The organism is Curvibacter sp. EU05-FHT14A10 (assembly GCF_058791075.1).
In genome coordinates this window covers 134036-149445 of sequence record NZ_JBYTDE010000010.1, presented here as the reverse complement: position 1 = coordinate 149445, position 15410 = coordinate 134036, and the positions used below count along the sequence as shown (strand labels likewise).

Sequence of the window (15410 nt, the reverse complement as noted above, 5' to 3'; positions counted from 1 at the left end):
CGGAACGAAGCTCAGACCTCAAAAAACAGGAGACAACATGGCATTGACATCCCCGACCCTGCGCCCCTTGGGCGCGCGTGCCCGCCGTTGGGCGCAGGCCCATCTGCTGGGCCTGCTGACCTTGGGCGCGGCCCTGAGTGCGGCCCTGCCCGGCCACGCAGCCAGCATGGTGCTGGCCGATCAGGCGCCCTCGGCTGCGCTGGGCCGCCCCCTGCCCTTCACGGTCTACCTGCCAGATGGGTATGAAAAAGCCCAACAGCCCTACCCCGTCGTGTACTTGTTGCATGGCGCAGGCGGCGACGAAAACGAGTGGCGCACCAAGGGCGGTGCGGTAGAGACCCTGGACGGCCTGATCAAGCGCGGCCTGATCCGGCCCTCGGTGGTGGTGATGCCGACAGCGGGGCCCGCATCGTGGTGGGCCGACGGGGCCGCCGAGAAGGCCGGCACGGCCATCATGAACGAGCTGTTGCCCTATGTGGAGACGCATTACCGGGTGCAGAAAGAGCGCAGCGGCCGGGCCATCGGCGGCCTGTCCATGGGAGGCTACGGTGCGCTGAACCTGTCGCTGCGCCACCCACAGAAGTTCTGCGGGGCGGCCGTGATCAGCCCGGCGATCTACGATCCCCTGCCTCCCGAAACCTCGGCCGCACGCCGCACGCCGCAGTTCGTGCGCAACGGCCAGTTCGATGCCGACACCTGGAAGGCGCTGAACTACCCGGCTGCGCTCGACGCCTACCGGGCCGGCGCTGCGCGGGTGCCCATGTGGATCGTGTCAGGCGACCACGATTACCTGGGCATCGCCCCGATGTCGGCCAACCTGTTCTGGCGCCTGCATCAGATCCAGCCGCGGCAGGTCGAACTGCGCGTGATCGATGGCGATCATGAATGGCTGGTGTTTCGCGACGCTCTGCCCGACGCACTGCAGTACGTCGATCAGGCCTGCCGCAAGGGCAGCTGAGGCCGCGAACGGCCCACCGATCGCCCACGAAAAAAAGGCCACTGCACGAGGGCGGTGGCCTTTGGGTCCGAAGACCGAGGGCTTTCAGAGGCACCCGACGGGCTGCGTCAGCAGCCTCTTGCCGGGCTCGCCAGGCTCAGTTCAGGTCGCCGCGCTTGAGGCGGATTTCCTCGAGCTTGATGGCGCCCATGGGCGTGGTCTTGGCGGTGTTCAGCTCGCGCTTGAAACCGGCCAGTTCCAGGAAGCGCATGGCGCGCTCATTGCGCAGCGGAACCCAGGCGGTGACGTTGGTGCAGCCTTCTTCAGACAGACCTTCGCGGGCGGCGTCCCACAGGGCCAGGCCAACGCCCTTGTCCCAGTGGCTGGGCAACACGTACAGGGCCCAGATTTCGCCGGTGGTCGGGCGGGACTTCGGATCGCGCGAGCGGTCAAAGCCGACAAAGCCGACCACCTTGCCTTCATCCATGGCCACTTGGACCTGGGGTTCACAGTATTCGATGGCTTCACGCCATTGGGCCACGCGCTTGTCAGTGGAGGAGCTTTTCAGAAACTCGTCGGGAACAATGCCTTTGTAGGCGGCTTGGGCAGCCACCGTGTGGATTTCGGCTACGGTCTTGGCATCTCGCAGGGTGGCAGGACGGATCTCAACAGTGGTCAGAGTGCTCATTTAGGATTTATTCTTCGGACGGTCAAAATTTTCGAGAGGCAGGATTGTCGCAGATTGCCCGAAGACACCCCCGGCTTTACCCTGATACCGGAGTTGCCCACGGTGCCGCGCCCCCGTAAAGACGAGGTCTGTGCTAGGGCTTGTTCCACCCATCAGAAACTCAGCGTGCCTGGCGCCCCAGCCCTTGCATCTGATGCACCAGCCCCTCGAAACGGTGCGGCGAGATCGCCCCGACACGGCCAATCAGCGTCTGACTGACCGGTGAGATGCCCATGTAGCCCAGCACGCTGCGGCGCATCGAGCGCAGGCCATGGCCGCCGTAAAAGGCGCGATAGAACAGGGCCGGCATGCCCATGGTGACCACCAGGCGGGCACTGCGCCCTTTGAGGCCAGGGCTGCTGCGCCCCTCTGACCCGGTCACCCGGACCAGGTCGGGCCGGGCCACCTGCTCCAGAAAGCCTTTGAGCATGGCGGGCATCTCACCCAACCACAGCGGGAAGAAGAACACCAGGTGCTGGGCCCAGCGCAGCTCTTCCTGCACCGACGTCAGCGCCGCCGGGATGGGCTTGCGCTCCCACTCCTCCTGGCTGCGCAGCAGGCTCAGGTCAAGTTGCGCCACACAGATCTGCCGCACCTCGTGCCCCTCCAACTGGGCACCGCTGGCATAGGCGTCTGCCAGGGCGTGGGCCAGATGAGGGGCCCGATGGTCCGGATGCCCCTGGATGATGAGAATGCGCCGCTTCATAGAACAAGCTCCCGAAATCGGAGCCCGGCTGTTCTGACGACCCCGATGCCACCGGACTTCATCCTGCCACCAGGGCCGCGGCCTGATGTTGACGTCCCTCAACCCGGCAGCGCGGTCAGCAGACTCAAACGATGCGCAGGTTCAATTCGGGCAGGCCGTCGATGTGGCATTCAATCAGGTCGCCGCGCACCACAGGCCCCACGTTTTCCGGGGTGCCGGAGTAGATGATGTCGCCCGGAAACAGCTCAAACGCCTCGGACAGGCGGCTGATCTGCTCGGCCACCGACCAGATCATGTGGTTGAGCGTGGCCTGTTGCTTGATCTGGCCATTCACCTTGAGCCAGATGGCCCCTTGCGTGTAATGGCCCGTGCGGGCCACCGGGTGGATGGGGCCGATGGGGGCCGAGTGATCGAAGCTCTTGCCGATCTCCCAGGGCTTCTTCTGATCGCCCATGCCACGCTGCAGGTCGCGCCGCGTCATGTCCAGGCCCAGCGCATAGCCATAGACACAGTCCAGGGCCCGCTCCATCGGGATGTCCCGGCCGCCCCGGTGCAGGGCGGCCACCAGCTCGACCTCGTAGTGGTAGTTGCGCGTGAGGCTGGGGTAAGGGTGATCAGCCACCGTGCCCGGGGCCACGAACTGGATCGCGTCGCTGGGCTTTTGAAAGAAAAAGGGCGGCTCACGGCTCGGGTCCGAGCCCATCTCGCGGGCGTGGGCGGCGTAGTTGCGCCCGATGCAATAGATGCGGCGCACCGGAAAGGCCAGGGGCTGGCCGTCGGCCGTGGCCACGGGCACGGTGGTGTGGCTCAGTTCGAAGGGGGTGGCCACCGGCCGCCCGGGCTGGGCCGTGCCTGGGTTGGCACAAGCGCTCAAGGCCCCGGCACTCATCAGCAGACCGCCCTGCAGCCAGCCACGTTTGTTCAAATCAGTCATCAAAGTCTCCGCCTGTAAAGATGTTCGAAAGCGACAGATTCCGACTGTAAAAACGCCGCACTGTGCCACCACCGCGCGGGCTTACGGTTTTCCAGCACAAAGTGGGCTGCACCTGCGTGTCGCCCCCAGAGCGACACTCAGAGCAGCACTCAGAGCGACACTCAGGCCGGGTGTTGCAGGCGCTGGCGCAACTGGTCGCGCCAGGCGCGCGGGCTCAGGCCCATGCTCTGGCGGAAGCGCCGCGTGAAATACGACTCGTCGGCGAAGCCCACCGCATGGGCCACCTGCATGACGCGCTGCGAGGTGTGGGCCAGCAGCTCTTGCGCACGCTCCATGCGGCGCTCGGTGAGCAGTTCGGTGAAGGTCTTGCCGGTTTCCTTCTTGAGCAGGTTGGCCAGGTAATTGGGCGACAGGAACGCCGCCGCAGCGGCGTCGGCCAGCGTCAAGTCCTCGGCCAGGTGATCTCGGATGAAACGGGCCACACGCTGCAAGGCTTCGCGCTGGCTGGTCTTTTGCGCATGCTGGGCCGCCAGACGGGCCAGGTCGGCCTCGAACACCTGGCAGGTCAGGCCCAGCAGTTGCAACAGCAGGCCCCGCAACAGCGTGAGGCTGCCGTGGCGGCGCTGCGCGTTTTCACGCAGCATGCGCTGCACCAGGGCTTCGACCTCGGCAAATGCCCCGGGTCCAAAGGCAAAGTCGGTGTACTCCTGGAACAGGAACGGGCCCAGTTCGGGCGCCAGGCTCAGGGGAACGTCTTCCAGATCCAGGGGGTCGGCCTGCAGGTCGGGGCGCAAAAAGGCTTGCGAAAAGTTCAGGATCACATAGCGCGAACCTTCAGGGTGCGAGACCACATGCACCCTGTAGGGCAGCACAAAGCTCAGCGTGCCGCGGCCAAACGGCCGCACACTGGCCCCCACGGTCTGCTCGCCATCCCCCTGCAGGCTGACCTGGATCTGAAAATAGTCGTGCCGGTGCGGGCGCAGCAACGGTGGCCGCACCAGCTGCTCGCGGATGTCGAAATCGAGGTGGTTGGCCCGTTCGGCCATGCCATAGGTTTTGATGTCGCGGGAGGCGCTCACAGAGTCACACAGGGGCAGGAACAAGGCCACAAAAGCAGGGGTCAGCACAACGGCCACCAGCATCCAACGCGCACGGCGACCCCGAAAACGACATGTTAGCGGCGCCTGGATGCTTGCCGCGCCAAAACCCCCTTCAACACCCCACTCTTCGGGCCGGACAAACCCGGGCGCCCCGGCGAGGAGCGCCATGCAACAAGCGGTTCGCGCCATCGTCAGAGGCCTGTGACTCGGGTAAGCCCCGTTCCGCAGGCGGGGACTGCCCCCTAGATTCGGGCATTTGTTCATCCACCTGGGCGGGTCGTCACGTGTCTTTCAAGTTCTTACCAAGTCGGGCGGATGCGTCCGTGGGGTCGGTCTTCGGCTTGGGCCGTCGGGCAGGGGCATGGGCGTGCAGCGCCCTGCTGCTCGCAGGCGGGCTTGCCGGGCTGCCGGCAGGGGCCGCCGAGGCAGGCCCTCCCCCAGCCGGGCCGGCGCCCTTGCGCATCGGCCTGATCGGCCCCTTGACGGGGCCCTCGGCCGACTTCGGTGTGCCCATGGCCAATGGCGTGAAATTGGCCATGGACGAAATCAATGCGGTCGGCGGCTACCTGGGGCGCCCGCTGGAGCTGGTGATCAAGGACGACACGGCCGACCCGGCCCGCGGAAGGCAACTGGCCGAAGAACTGGTTCGCGACCAGGTGGTGGCCACGATCGGCTACTGCAACACCGGGGTGGCACTCAACTCGATCGAGGTGTTCCAGAAGAACAAGGTGCCGCTGATCGTCCCTTGCGCCACCGGCACGGCACTGACCACCCAGTACCCGGCACCCGAAAGCTACATCTTCCGCGTGCAAGGCCGTGATGCCCTGCAGGCCCCTTTCGTGGTGGACGACCTGCTCAAGCGGGGCTGGGACCGGGTGGCCATCTTTGCCGACACCACGGGCTACGGCGAAGGCGGCACCCGGGACGTGATCGCGGCCCTGGCGGCCAAGAACCTCAAGCCCGTTCACGTGGCCCGTTTCGCACTGGGTGTCAAGGACCTGTCCGACGAGCTCAAGGCCGCTCGGGCGGCGGGCGCCAACGTGATCTTCAGCTACACCGTGGGCCCGGAGAACGCCGTGGTGGCGCAAGGCCGCAAGGCCCTGGGCTGGAAAGTGCCCCAGGTCGGCCCCTGGACGCTGTCGTTTCCGTTTTTCATCGACGGCGCCAAGGACGCGGCAGAAGGCGCCCTGATGGCCCAGACCTTCATCGCCGAGCCCAGCAACGAACGGCGCGCCGCGTTTCTGGCCGGCTATGCGCGCAAGTTCAACAACCGCCGCATCCCGGTGCCCATGGCCGCGGCCAATGGCTACGACGCCAGCTACCTGCTGCTGTATGCCCTGCTGTCCATCCACAAGGGGCCGGCCGATGGCCCGGCCATCAAGGCTGCACTCGAAGGACGGATGAAGACCTACTACGGCGTGGTGGCCACCTATGACCATCCGTTCAGCGCTCAGGACAAGGAAGCCATCTCGGCCAACATGCTGGTGATGGGCCAAGTGCGCAACGGGCTGGTCACCTTTGCCTACCCCGAGGACGCCAAGCGCAATCTGTTCGTGCAACGCAAGCAATGAACCAGGCGACCCTCGGCCCGCCAACAACGGGGCCGCGCCCATGGGGCGGGCGTTCAGCGTTGCCAGCAATCGGCCACGCCGTTGCCGACCGCCGGCCCCACAAGTGACCGCTGCCCCGCCTGGTCGAGCACGAAATCACCGCAACGGTCCTGCGCCTGTGCGCCACGGCGCAGTGCGGTGAGGGTGTAGGCCCCCAGATCGGCGCTGGGCGCATACCGGATGTGGTAATGGCCGGCAGCGCTGAGGGCCAGGGTGGCTGGGTAGGCCGCCGCTTCGGGGTACTGCCCGTGGATCGAGGCCACGCGCTCAAGCCACTGCGCGCCCCGCAGCAAGGCCTCGCGGGCGTCGCTGCGGCGGGCGCGCTGAAGGGTGGCCTGGTAGCCGGGCCAGGCCAGGCTCACCAGCAACGCGATCACGGCCAGCACGATCAGAAGTTCGATCAGGCTGAAGCCCTGGGATCGACGACCCCGACAGACAAATTGCGCCATGCGTGCCCCTTGGACTCACTGAAGCTGGCGCCAGCCGATGCGCACCGAGGGCCCGCCCAGCACGCGCAGGCGCAGGGGCGCGCCCCGCCCCAGGCTAAGCACCTCCGAGCCCGCGGAGCGCTGCCACAGGCGCGCCTGAGGCCCTGATCGCCAGCCACTGATGTCGGCCAACTCGGTGCCCGTGAAGCCGCCACCGTCGGTGTCAAATGCCGGCCACGGGGCAGGCGCGCCGCTGAAGAGGTCCAGCAGGTACTCCTCGCTGATGGCCTGGCGCAGCGGGGCCTCACAGCTCGGTGCAGCCGGGTCGGCGGGCTCGCTGCGGGCCGGCACCAGGCTGCGCTGCAGCCACAGGCGGCCCAGCACCAGGCCATTGGAGACCACTCTTTCACGCGGCTGTGGCAGGTCCATGAACCAGCCCTGTACCGCGGCGGGCCCACGGTAGTTCACCGGATGGCGGCTGCTGCGGTAGAAGGTCTGCGCCCCCTGCCGGACCACCTCGGTGCGTTGCTGCGCCACCAAGGGCGCTGGCTTGAGTTGCCGCCAGCCCGGACCCAGGGGCGCACCGGGCCCGATCTGAACGCGGGTGGCGCCCATGCCCACGCGGGCCGTGTCCCAAAAGCCATAGAGGGTCTGCACGTCGGTGCTGCTCCGGTCACCCAGCGTCAGCAAGCGGCCGGTCCCCAGGCCCAGCATCACACCGCCATAGGGGTGGGGAAGCCAGACCGGCGCCGCCGTGATCGGCTGACGCCGTCCCTGGGGGTCCTCGGCGACAAAGATCGGCCCGCCGGGCGCGGCCACCCCCCAATCTGAAGGCTGGGCACTGCTGAGGTCGAACTTCCAGAGTTGACCCTGCTGGTCTCCGGCATAGGCCACATCGACCTGGCCGTCGCCGTTGAAGTCGATCAACTGGGGCGTGGACAGGCCATTGCCCGCCCCGGCCGGCACCGGCACGGCAGTGGGCAGCTTGAGCAGTTCCTTCGCGCCGTCGAGGTACTGGATCAGCAGCACCGCGCGCTCGTTGCGGCTGTTCACGCCGTTGCCCAACAGCACGGCCCAGCGGCCATTGTTGAGCCGGCTGAACTGCGACACCCTGGCAGGATGCGCCGGGTCCAGGGTGGGATCCAGGATCTGGTGGCCGATGTCGGGGTCAGCCCCGTCGCTGCGGTCCATCACCACCTGCCGGGCCGGATCCTGCTCGGCAAACTGGGCGGGGGAACTCACATCCAGCACGAAATAGCCCCGACCACCCCAACCCAGGGTGCCAAGCAGCAGGGTCTTCCAGGTGCCCGCGTCCAGGACATCGCCACTCATGAGGCGGCCATCAACGCTGTAGCGGTGGGTGTAGGCCGGCTCGGTGAGGGCATGCAGCCGAGGCCAGGCGCCCAGGGGCACGTAGGCCAGCTTCTCACGCCCATCCAGGCTGGAAAAGCCGTGCAGCATGCCATCGTTGGCGCCCACATAGACCATGCCGACGCGGCCGCGGTGCTGCTGCACAAAGGCTGGGTAACTCGCCTCGGGCCGCCCCGCCACCGGCGCCCCCACCCACCAGGGGACGGAATGCACGATGTCGCCCAGCACGGTGTCGCGATCGCGCAGGTGCCCGCCTTGCCGGGCCTCAGCCGTGCGGGCGCCGCGCAGGTAGAGCAGGCGCAGCTCGCCCTCGGCATCGGGTGCACGCGGCCCGCCCTTGAGCAGTTCGCGCTGGGCGGTACTCAAGGCAGTCCATTCAAAGCGCACGCCACGCTGGCCGTCATGACTCCAGATCAGGCGCTGGGTGGGGTCCAGGCCCTGCAGGGCCCGGCCGGCCTCCCAGTCGGGCCGGGGCTGCAGCCGGCCTTGGTCGTCAACACCGATGGCTTGCAGCTCGCCACGCCAGGACGGCGCCCGGTAGCCGGCAAAGTACAGCTTGCCGCCGGCATCCAGCGTCTGGGTGTTGGCCGCCAGGGTCAGCTCAGCCTCGCCGCTGGCGGTCTGGATCTGCCCGAGGAAGTCGCTGAAGGCCTGCCGCAGGCCGTCCTGATCCGTGGCCTGAACAAAACGCCCTCGCCCGTTGAGGGCCACATGCCAGAGCTCTTGCAGGCGGGCCCGCGCCAGCGCATCGTCGATCAGAGGCCTGCCATCCGAAGGGCTGGGCTCGACGCAGAGGTTGGGGGGCAGCGGCCCGTCGCCCTTCAAGGACGGCAGATGCCCCGAGCCCCCATCCACCCGCCCGCCGGCCGTGAACATCGGGTTGCACCAGCCCACCTCGCCGCGCACCAGGGCCTGGAAATCCCCCGACCAGGTGTCGCCCGCCCACCAGGGGCGTCGCCGCGGCCCGGTTTCAGGCAAGGCATCCTGGGCTCGCGGGTTGATGCCTACGGTGGAGGTGCTCAGGTGCTGCCAGGTGGCCGGATCGTTTTTTGGGTTCCAGTACTCGGGCACCTTGTAGGGCGCAGCCGGCGTGCCGAAGTCGGCCTGGCCAGGCTGCCGCACCCGAGGCGGAACCTGGTCGGCCAGTTGGGGTTGCAGGTCGCTGGCCCATTGGTCAAAGGCGAAATCAGCCAGGGTGTTGTGGTGCCAGCCCGGGTGGGCAGGGCTGGCGCTGGCTCGCGGCAGATAGCCATCGCGAAAGACCCGCGTCAGGGCCTCGGTCTGGCCCTCAGGGTCAAACACCACGCCGTCAGGCAACACCCGGCGGGTGCCGTCGGCCGAGCCGGCATCGGCCGCATGTTCGCCTGCCGACGCCTCGTCACTCCAGCCGCCCGCGTCCACGAACAGGTGGTAAGACCTGCGACACGCCAGCACCGGTGCCTCAGCCTGGCCCGGAACAGCCGCATAGGGGCCCTCGACACCCGTGCTCCGGATGAAGCGCCCGACCTCAGCAAACAACAGATGCGCCGAGTTGGGGTGATCGGGCACCAGCGCATCGGCCCATTGAAAGAACGGCTCACGCTCGCGGGCATCGAAGCTGCGGATTTTCAAGGGCTTGCCGCAGCGGCCGTCAGGCTGGGCTCGGCAACTGCCGTACGACTGGTAGGCCAGACGCAGGCTGCCATCGGGCACGGCCTCGGCATTGAAGGCCGATCGGAGCACCGGCCGCAAGGCCTGCAGCCCGGCCTGGCCCAGGCGCCGGGAATCGCCCACGGACAGGATCAGGTTGGGCGGGGCCTCTGCGGCCCCTGCGGGCGCCGTCTCCAGCGGCAATGGCTCGGCCCAGGCAGGCCCGCACACCGCCACCCACCATGCCCACGCGAGGGCCAGCAGCGGCCACCCGACGGCTCGCACCAGGCTGGAATGCCCGCTCAGGCGCACGACCGCCATCAAGGGCCTCATGGCGCCCCCAGGCTGTGCCGTACCAGCAGGGTCTGCAACACGGTGGTGGCGCCTGAGCGCCGGCCCTGCACCACCGCGGTGATGCGGAAAATGAACGGGTCCGCCGGTGTGGGCGACCAGATCGCCAGGTCTCCGCCGGCCGCAGCGGCACCGGTGCTGTAGGGCAGCACCTCGATCCAGTACCAGGCGCCTCGGGCGGCGCTGGACAGCAGCAAGGGATTGCCCGCGCCCGCGGCTGCCGGGGCGCCACTGTAGCGACCATAGGGAACCCCGCCGCTTGCTGCCACGAAAGTGCCCAGCGTCTGCTCGTTGCGCCAGAAGCCGGCACCCGACTCGGCGGTGGCGGCAGCCCCCAGGCTCAGGCAAAGGCCATCGGCACAGGGTGGCTCGCGCAGGGTCAGCTGCTGGGCCAGCACATCAAAGTCTGCCAGGGTGCGCGGCAGCGTGGTGGTGGTGGCCGGGTTGCGGCACCCCACCCAGCCAGGGTCGGGCCGGCAGACCTGCCCCTGGGGCCCGAGGCCGAGCACATCCAACTCGGCGTCGCGCAGCAGGGCTTCAGCCGCCTCGAAGCCCCGGGTGGCTTCGCTGTCGTTGCCGGCCAGCATCTCGGACAGACGAACAATCTGGGCACCGGCCAGCACCAGCAAGGCGCACAGCAGGGTCATCACGACCACGATCAGCAGCGACACCCCTTGTTGGCCCGGCCGCCGGGTCATCGCGGACGCCCCGCGCCGCGCAGGACAAAGGTATTGCGCAACACGATGTGCCGGCGACCATCGTGGGCCTGTTCGAGCCCGCTGCAGGCCAGGAACGAACGCCCCTCCAGTCGGGGCCCGCCCACCGAGCCCACCCTCTGAAGACAGACCTGAATGGCCAGCACCTGAAGCCATCGGCCAGCCACCTGGGCAGCGTCCAGCCATTGCAGCGTGGCACCGCCACCCACGCCCTGCAACAGCGCATAGCGCACCTGGAAATCTTCCAACGACTCAGCCACCGGCTGTGCCGTGCCGGGATTGCTGGAGCCCTGACACATCAAGCGGCCCTCACGCAGGAAGAAGCGGCTGTCCACCCGGTGCAGGCCTTTGGCGGTGCCGGCGCCCAGACAATCGGGGGTGATGCTGGCAGATCGGTTCTCGAAGCTCAGCACCAAGGTGTCGCCAGCGCCGGTCGGTCCATCCAGCCCCCAGACATACGCACCGTCGGCCAGGCCATCGCCGTCGACGTCCAGACCATCAAAACGTTGGCTGTAAACAAAGCTTTGCTCCGCAGGAGGGCTCGTCGGGTTGAGGGGCAAAAGCTCCACCGCGCCGGCCGGCCTGGCCTGGCTGCCGATCAGACGCATCGCGTTGTTGGCCTGGGCCATCAACTCGGCCTCGTCCAGGGTTTGCCGCGACAGCACCCGTGTTGAGGCCAGCAACCCCACCGCAGCCAACGCCACCAGCAGGCCGACAGCCAGACCTGTGAGCAGATCAGGCAGCGACACGCCGTGTGCAGGCCGATGGCGCACTTCGGGTGCTTGACGATGAAACACCGACCACTTCATGGCGCTGTGTAAAGAAGCTGGCAGATCTGCCCCTCGGGACAGCGCAGCAAGGGACGACCCGGCAGGGGCGAAATTTGCAGAGGGGCCAAATAGCGCGCGTCGTGGGCGGCCTCGTTGGCCCGCCAAGCCAAGAGCACGCCCAACTGACCAGCGCTGCCTTCTGGCACAAAGACGGTGGCCCGCCCCAGGGGCAGATCACGGCCAAGCTGCTGCTGCCACTGGTCGAGATCCCAGGCAGCCAGGGCCAGCGGACCACAAGGCTGGGCCCGGCAGTCCATGAGGGGCCCTGGGACAGGGTCGAGCGCTGCTTCCGGCCGGTCGGTCGGGGTCAGGTAGGCCTGAAACACCGCGGCACCACCCGGGTTGGCCTTGACCCGTTCGAACAGGTCTTGTGCCAGGCGGGTGGCCAAAGTGCGTTGCGCGGCCAAATGCCCGTCGGTGCCAGTGCGCATCTGCAGCGCCAACAGCCCCAACAAGGCAAAGGCCAGCACCCCCAGGGCGACCAGGGCCTCCAGCAGGGCCACGCCAGACAAGGTGTGCAAAGGCTTCATGAGGCGGAGCAGGCCACGGTGGTCGGCAACTTGCGGATGCGCCCCCCAGTGGCGCTGCAGACCTGGTAGGTGGAATCGAGCCGGTTGTTGGGCGGCGTGAAGGTGAACCCCAGGTTGACGCCGCCCAGTTGCCCCCAACGGTTCACGACAAAGGAGCGAAGATTGAGCGAGCGCATGACCGCAGTGCCATCGGCCACCCGGAACACCTGGATCAGTTGGTCAGGGGTCGCGCGTCCAGAGCGGGTGCTTGGGTTGAACAGACCGTCGCCGTCGCGATCGGCAAACACCACCCAACCACAAGACCAGTCCTGGACGGAATCCGGGCGAGCGCAATTGGCGTCCTCCAGGCGCTGAACCGCCACGCCGCCGCCACGCCGCAGGGCCTCCAGGCGCGCAAGACTCAAGGCTGCCACCATCTGGCTGGCCGCCAGATCGGCCTTGTAGCGCTGTGCCAGCACGCTGAAGCCCGGGGCCGCCAACCCGGCCAGAACGCCCACCAACGCCAGCGTGACCATGAGCTCGACCAGGGTCAGGCCCAGGCAGGAGCGTGGCGGCTTGTTTTTGGCGTTTGACGACCCAGGTGATGACATCCGACGAAAATACGTGCTTCGGCCCGATCACGACACACCGACACGAACGACGGTTTTTATCTCAGGACCACTGGATTGACACGCCCCGACGCACTCCCCTTCGCCCACCATGAGCACCCGATGGACCTGGCGCAGGCCCTGGCCGCCCAGGCCCGGCTGATCTGCCCGCCCAACCCCGCCGTCGGTGCGGTGCTGATGGGCCCGGACGGTCGCGTCCTCGGCTGTGGCCACACGCAGGTGAGGGGCGGCCCCCATGCCGAGGTCATGGCCTTGCGCGACGCCCAGGCGCGGGGCGAATCGACCCAGGGAGCCACCGCCTATGTCACGCTGGAGCCCTGTTCCCACCACGGACGCACCGGCCCCTGTTGTGATGCCCTCATTGCCGCTGGCGTGAGCCGCGTGGTGGCCTCGCTGCAAGACCCCAACCCCCTGGTGGCCGGCCAAGGCTTTGCCCGCCTGCGGGCTGCCGGCATCGCGGTCGAGATCGGGCCCGGCGAAGTGGCTGCGCGTGAGCTCAACATCGGCTTCTTCTCGCGCATGGTTCGCGGGCGCCCGTGGGTGCGCAGCAAGATCGCCGGCTCCCTGGATGGCCGCACGGCACTGGACAACGGTGTCAGCCAGTGGATCACCTCGCCTGAGGCACGCGCCGATGGCCAGACCTGGCGCGCGCGCGCCGGTGCCGTGCTCACTGGGGTGGGCACGGTGCTGGCGGACGACCCGCTGCTCAATGTGCGCGACGCGCACGGTGTGCCTACAGCGCGCCAGCCCCTGCTGGTGGTGCTGGACAGCCAGTTGCGCACACCGCCCAACGCCCGCCTGCTCACGCTTGAACGAGCTTGCCTGCTGGTCACCACGGTGGCCAACCCCGAGCGCCACGCCCCTTACCTGGCCCGCAACGCCGAAGTGATGGTCTTGCCCGGTCCGAACGGTCGGATCGATCTGGTGGCCCTGATGGCCGAACTGGGGCGCCGCGAGATCAACGAGCTGCATGTCGAGGCCGGCCCCATCCTGAACGCGGCCCTGCTGCAGGCCGGCATGACCGACGAGTGGCTGTTCTACCTGGCCCCCAAGCTGCTGGGGCCCGGACGGCCCCTGCTGGCGCTGCCGGCGCTGAACCAGCTGGACGGTGCCTGCACGCTCGAATTCACCGACATCGATCGCGTCGGCCCGGATCTGCGCCTGCTGGCGCGCCGGGCCGGAGCCCCATTTCCACCTCAACCTTCTGACAGGACAAGCTGAACATGTTCACTGGAATCATCACTGGCGTCGGCCGCATCGTGGCCTTGCAAGACCTGGGCAGCAGTGCCAGCCACGGCAAACGCCTGAGCATCGAGACCCCTGCGGGCTACCTGGACGATGTCGGCCTGGGCGACAGCATCGCACTCAATGGCGCGTGCATGACCGTGACCTCGCTGCAACTGGCGGAACGCCAGTTCACGGTCGACATATCGGCCGAATCGCTGGACAAGACCAGCGGCCTGGACCGCACCGGTACCATCAACCTGGAAAAGGCCCTGCGGGCCAACGATCGCCTGGGCGGCCACATCGTGTCGGGCCATGTGGATGGACTGGGCACCGTCGTGCGCTTCGAACAGATCAGCGAAAGCTGGGAGCTGCGCATCGGCGCCCCAGCCAGCCTGGCGCGCTTTCTGGCCTACAAAGGGTCGATCACAGTCAACGGCGTCAGTCTGACCGTCAATCAGGTGCAAGACACGGCCGATGGCGCAGAAATCAGCATCAACCTGATTCCCCACACGGTCGCCAACACCGCGTTGGGCGTGTTGAAGGCCGGTGATCGGGTCAATCTCGAAATCGACACCGTGGCGCGCTACGTCGAACGAATGCTCTCAAGCACCCACAAGTGAATCGCAATAACAGATTCGAAATGTAAAAATCCGGGCGCAGCCCGGATTTTATTTGGCGCCCCTCAATATCTGATTAAAGATAAAATCAGAATATCAACACCACTCATACCTCCAATAAAGCCACTCAATATCAATCCTCAGGCCTTCAAGGCATCAAATCGCTGAAATTTGAGACACCTTTCAGAGAGAGGCACTGGCAGAACGGCCAATCCCAACAGGGATGATTTTCAGCAAATAACACTTAAATTATTTGCTCACACAAAATCAGTTCAATTTTGAAATCCCTCCAGATTCGCATCACTTCTCCATTAAATTCAACCGAGCCGATGCGTGCGAAAAAGCAGCGAACGACCTGCGATCACAGGTGTCGGCACGGTGCTGATGCACAGATCCTCATGGCAACAGCACCACTCAATTTCAATTCTGGAGAATGTCATGAAGAAAATTGTTCTGTCCCTGGGCCTGGCCTTGACCCAATTGGCACTCATCCCTGCCCACGCCAACCCGACTGGCGAAGCCGCGGCCCAAGCCGCCAAGAACAACGGCAGCGGCGAAGCAGCGACCGCGGACGACCGCGCCAAAGCGTCCAAGCCCGCCAGCGCCGAGCAAAAGGCTGAGGCACGTGCCAAGCGCAAGGTCGAGGGCACCGCCGCCGCCAAGGCCGACAAGGCCAATGGCTCCGGCGAAGCCGCCACCGCAGACGACCACGCCAAGGCATCCCAGCCTGCCAGCGCCGAACAGAAGGCGGAGGCCCGCGCCAAGCGCAAGGCCGCCGGAGCCGCCGCCGCCCAGGCCGACAAGAAGCAAGGTTCGGGCGAAGCCGCATCGGCCGACGATCGCGCCAAAAAATAATAAGCCCGCACCCTCGGGCGAGTCCGTCGCCAGGGGTTGGCGGCGGACTCACCCGGCCGGAATCCACAGCCGCCACTGGCAACACCCCAAACGCCCAGGGCACCCAAGATTGGCACGCCAATTGCGTCGCTACACAGTGCATGTTCCTGAGATGGAACATCACCTGAATTTTCAAAATTTCAACTTTTGATTCGTGTCAAGCACCCAGATCAAAAAATCCCATCCCGAGCCAAA

General features: G+C 66.8%; 15 protein-coding genes. 5 read left to right on the top strand and 10 right to left on the bottom strand.

Going from position 1 to position 15410, the window contains the following annotated elements; genetic code table 11:
- Positions 1-37: 37 nt before the first annotated feature.
- Positions 38-958: an alpha/beta hydrolase gene (locus tag AC3WUT_RS19640; RefSeq protein ID WP_492348771.1), complete on the top strand. Its 921-nt coding sequence runs from the start codon at positions 38-40 to the stop codon at positions 956-958.
- A gap of 136 nt (positions 959-1094) precedes the next feature.
- Here AC3WUT_RS19640 and AC3WUT_RS19635 read toward each other — a convergent pair whose 3' ends face one another.
- The 4 genes from AC3WUT_RS19635 to AC3WUT_RS19620 form a co-directional block, all read right to left on the bottom strand.
- Positions 1095-1625, bottom strand: a complete 531-nt coding sequence (locus AC3WUT_RS19635; protein WP_019574394.1) for a GNAT family N-acetyltransferase — start codon at positions 1623-1625, stop codon at positions 1095-1097.
- 160 nt (positions 1626-1785) lie between these two features.
- Positions 1786-2370, bottom strand: coding sequence for an NAD(P)H-dependent oxidoreductase (locus tag AC3WUT_RS19630; RefSeq protein ID WP_492348770.1), 585 nt, complete (start codon positions 2368-2370; stop codon positions 1786-1788).
- 124 nt (positions 2371-2494) lie between these two features.
- Positions 2495-3304 (bottom strand): fumarylacetoacetate hydrolase family protein, encoded by an 810-nt coding sequence (locus AC3WUT_RS19625; protein WP_492348769.1) that lies wholly within the window; start codon positions 3302-3304, stop codon positions 2495-2497.
- Between the two features lie 161 nt (positions 3305-3465).
- Positions 3466-4350, bottom strand: coding sequence for a helix-turn-helix transcriptional regulator (locus AC3WUT_RS19620; RefSeq protein ID WP_492348839.1), 885 nt, complete (start codon positions 4348-4350; stop codon positions 3466-3468).
- A 377-nt stretch (positions 4351-4727) separates the two neighbouring features.
- Here AC3WUT_RS19620 and AC3WUT_RS19615 point away from each other — a divergent pair, with 377 nt between their 5' ends.
- The gene (locus AC3WUT_RS19615; protein WP_492348768.1) at positions 4728-5975 is read left to right on the top strand and encodes an ABC transporter substrate-binding protein; all 1248 of its coding nucleotides are present in this window, start codon (positions 4728-4730) and stop codon (positions 5973-5975) included.
- A gap of 53 nt (positions 5976-6028) precedes the next feature.
- Here AC3WUT_RS19615 and AC3WUT_RS19610 read toward each other — a convergent pair whose 3' ends face one another.
- From AC3WUT_RS19610 to AC3WUT_RS19585, 6 genes are read right to left on the bottom strand one after another with little or no spacing between them, the layout of a single operon-like run.
- Positions 6029-6463 (bottom strand): type IV pilin protein, encoded by a 435-nt coding sequence (locus AC3WUT_RS19610; RefSeq protein ID WP_492348767.1) that lies wholly within the window; start codon positions 6461-6463, stop codon positions 6029-6031.
- Between the two features lie 15 nt (positions 6464-6478).
- On the bottom strand, positions 6479-9763 hold the full coding sequence (locus tag AC3WUT_RS19605; RefSeq protein WP_492348766.1) for a pilus assembly protein: 3285 nt from the start codon (positions 9761-9763) through the stop codon (positions 6479-6481).
- 8 nt (positions 9764-9771) lie between these two features.
- Positions 9772-10491: a pilus assembly PilX family protein gene (locus tag AC3WUT_RS19600; protein ID WP_492348765.1), complete on the bottom strand. Its 720-nt coding sequence runs from the start codon at positions 10489-10491 to the stop codon at positions 9772-9774.
- Positions 10488-11306: a PilW family protein gene (locus AC3WUT_RS19595; RefSeq protein ID WP_492348764.1), complete on the bottom strand. Its 819-nt coding sequence runs from the start codon at positions 11304-11306 to the stop codon at positions 10488-10490. Before AC3WUT_RS19595 ends, AC3WUT_RS19600 begins: the two co-directional genes overlap by 4 nt.
- An 8-nt stretch (positions 11307-11314) precedes the next feature.
- Positions 11315-11869, bottom strand: coding sequence for a type IV pilus modification protein PilV (pilV, locus tag AC3WUT_RS19590; RefSeq protein ID WP_492348763.1), 555 nt, complete (start codon positions 11867-11869; stop codon positions 11315-11317).
- Entirely contained in the window at positions 11866-12459 is a 594-nt protein-coding gene (locus tag AC3WUT_RS19585; protein ID WP_492348762.1) for a GspH/FimT family pseudopilin, read from the bottom strand. The genes pilV and AC3WUT_RS19585 overlap by 4 nt, the downstream gene beginning before the upstream one ends.
- Before the next feature lie 120 nt (positions 12460-12579).
- Between AC3WUT_RS19585 and ribD the strand changes: the two genes are divergently transcribed.
- The 3 genes from ribD to AC3WUT_RS19570 all read left to right on the top strand — a co-directional run bounded on the left by ribD (position 12580) and on the right by AC3WUT_RS19570 (position 15176).
- Positions 12580-13698, top strand: coding sequence for a bifunctional diaminohydroxyphosphoribosylaminopyrimidine deaminase/5-amino-6-(5-phosphoribosylamino)uracil reductase RibD (ribD, locus tag AC3WUT_RS19580; RefSeq protein ID WP_492348838.1), 1119 nt, complete (start codon positions 12580-12582; stop codon positions 13696-13698).
- Between the two features lie 2 nt (positions 13699-13700).
- Positions 13701-14324, top strand: coding sequence for a riboflavin synthase (locus tag AC3WUT_RS19575; RefSeq protein WP_492348761.1), 624 nt, complete (start codon positions 13701-13703; stop codon positions 14322-14324).
- 435 nt (positions 14325-14759) lie between these two features.
- On the top strand, positions 14760-15176 hold the full coding sequence (locus AC3WUT_RS19570; RefSeq protein ID WP_492348760.1) for a hypothetical protein: 417 nt from the start codon (positions 14760-14762) through the stop codon (positions 15174-15176).
- The last annotated feature ends 234 nt before the right edge of the window (positions 15177-15410 follow it).

Coding starts and splice junctions, on each gene's coding strand:
- AC3WUT_RS19640 (WP_492348771.1), top strand. CDS start 38: ATGGCATTGACATCCCCGACCCTGCGCCCCTTGGGCGCGCGTGCCCGC.
- AC3WUT_RS19635 (WP_019574394.1), bottom strand. CDS start 1,625: ATGAGCACTCTGACCACTGTTGAGATCCGTCCTGCCACCCTGCGAGAT.
- AC3WUT_RS19630 (WP_492348770.1), bottom strand. CDS start 2,370: ATGAAGCGGCGCATTCTCATCATCCAGGGGCATCCGGACCATCGGGCC.
- AC3WUT_RS19625 (WP_492348769.1), bottom strand. CDS start 3,304: ATGACTGATTTGAACAAACGTGGCTGGCTGCAGGGCGGTCTGCTGATG.
- AC3WUT_RS19620 (WP_492348839.1), bottom strand. CDS start 4,350: ATGGCCGAACGGGCCAACCACCTCGATTTCGACATCCGCGAGCAGCTG.
- AC3WUT_RS19610 (WP_492348767.1), bottom strand. CDS start 6,463: ATGGCGCAATTTGTCTGTCGGGGTCGTCGATCCCAGGGCTTCAGCCTG.
- AC3WUT_RS19605 (WP_492348766.1), bottom strand. CDS start 9,763: ATGGCGGTCGTGCGCCTGAGCGGGCATTCCAGCCTGGTGCGAGCCGTC.
- AC3WUT_RS19600 (WP_492348765.1), bottom strand. CDS start 10,491: ATGACCCGGCGGCCGGGCCAACAAGGGGTGTCGCTGCTGATCGTGGTC.
- pilV (WP_492348763.1), bottom strand. CDS start 11,869: ATGAAGCCTTTGCACACCTTGTCTGGCGTGGCCCTGCTGGAGGCCCTG.
- AC3WUT_RS19585 (WP_492348762.1), bottom strand. CDS start 12,459: ATGTCATCACCTGGGTCGTCAAACGCCAAAAACAAGCCGCCACGCTCC.
- ribD (WP_492348838.1), top strand. CDS start 12,580: ATGGACCTGGCGCAGGCCCTGGCCGCCCAGGCCCGGCTGATCTGCCCG.
- AC3WUT_RS19575 (WP_492348761.1), top strand. CDS start 13,701: ATGTTCACTGGAATCATCACTGGCGTCGGCCGCATCGTGGCCTTGCAA.
- AC3WUT_RS19570 (WP_492348760.1), top strand. CDS start 14,760: ATGAAGAAAATTGTTCTGTCCCTGGGCCTGGCCTTGACCCAATTGGCA.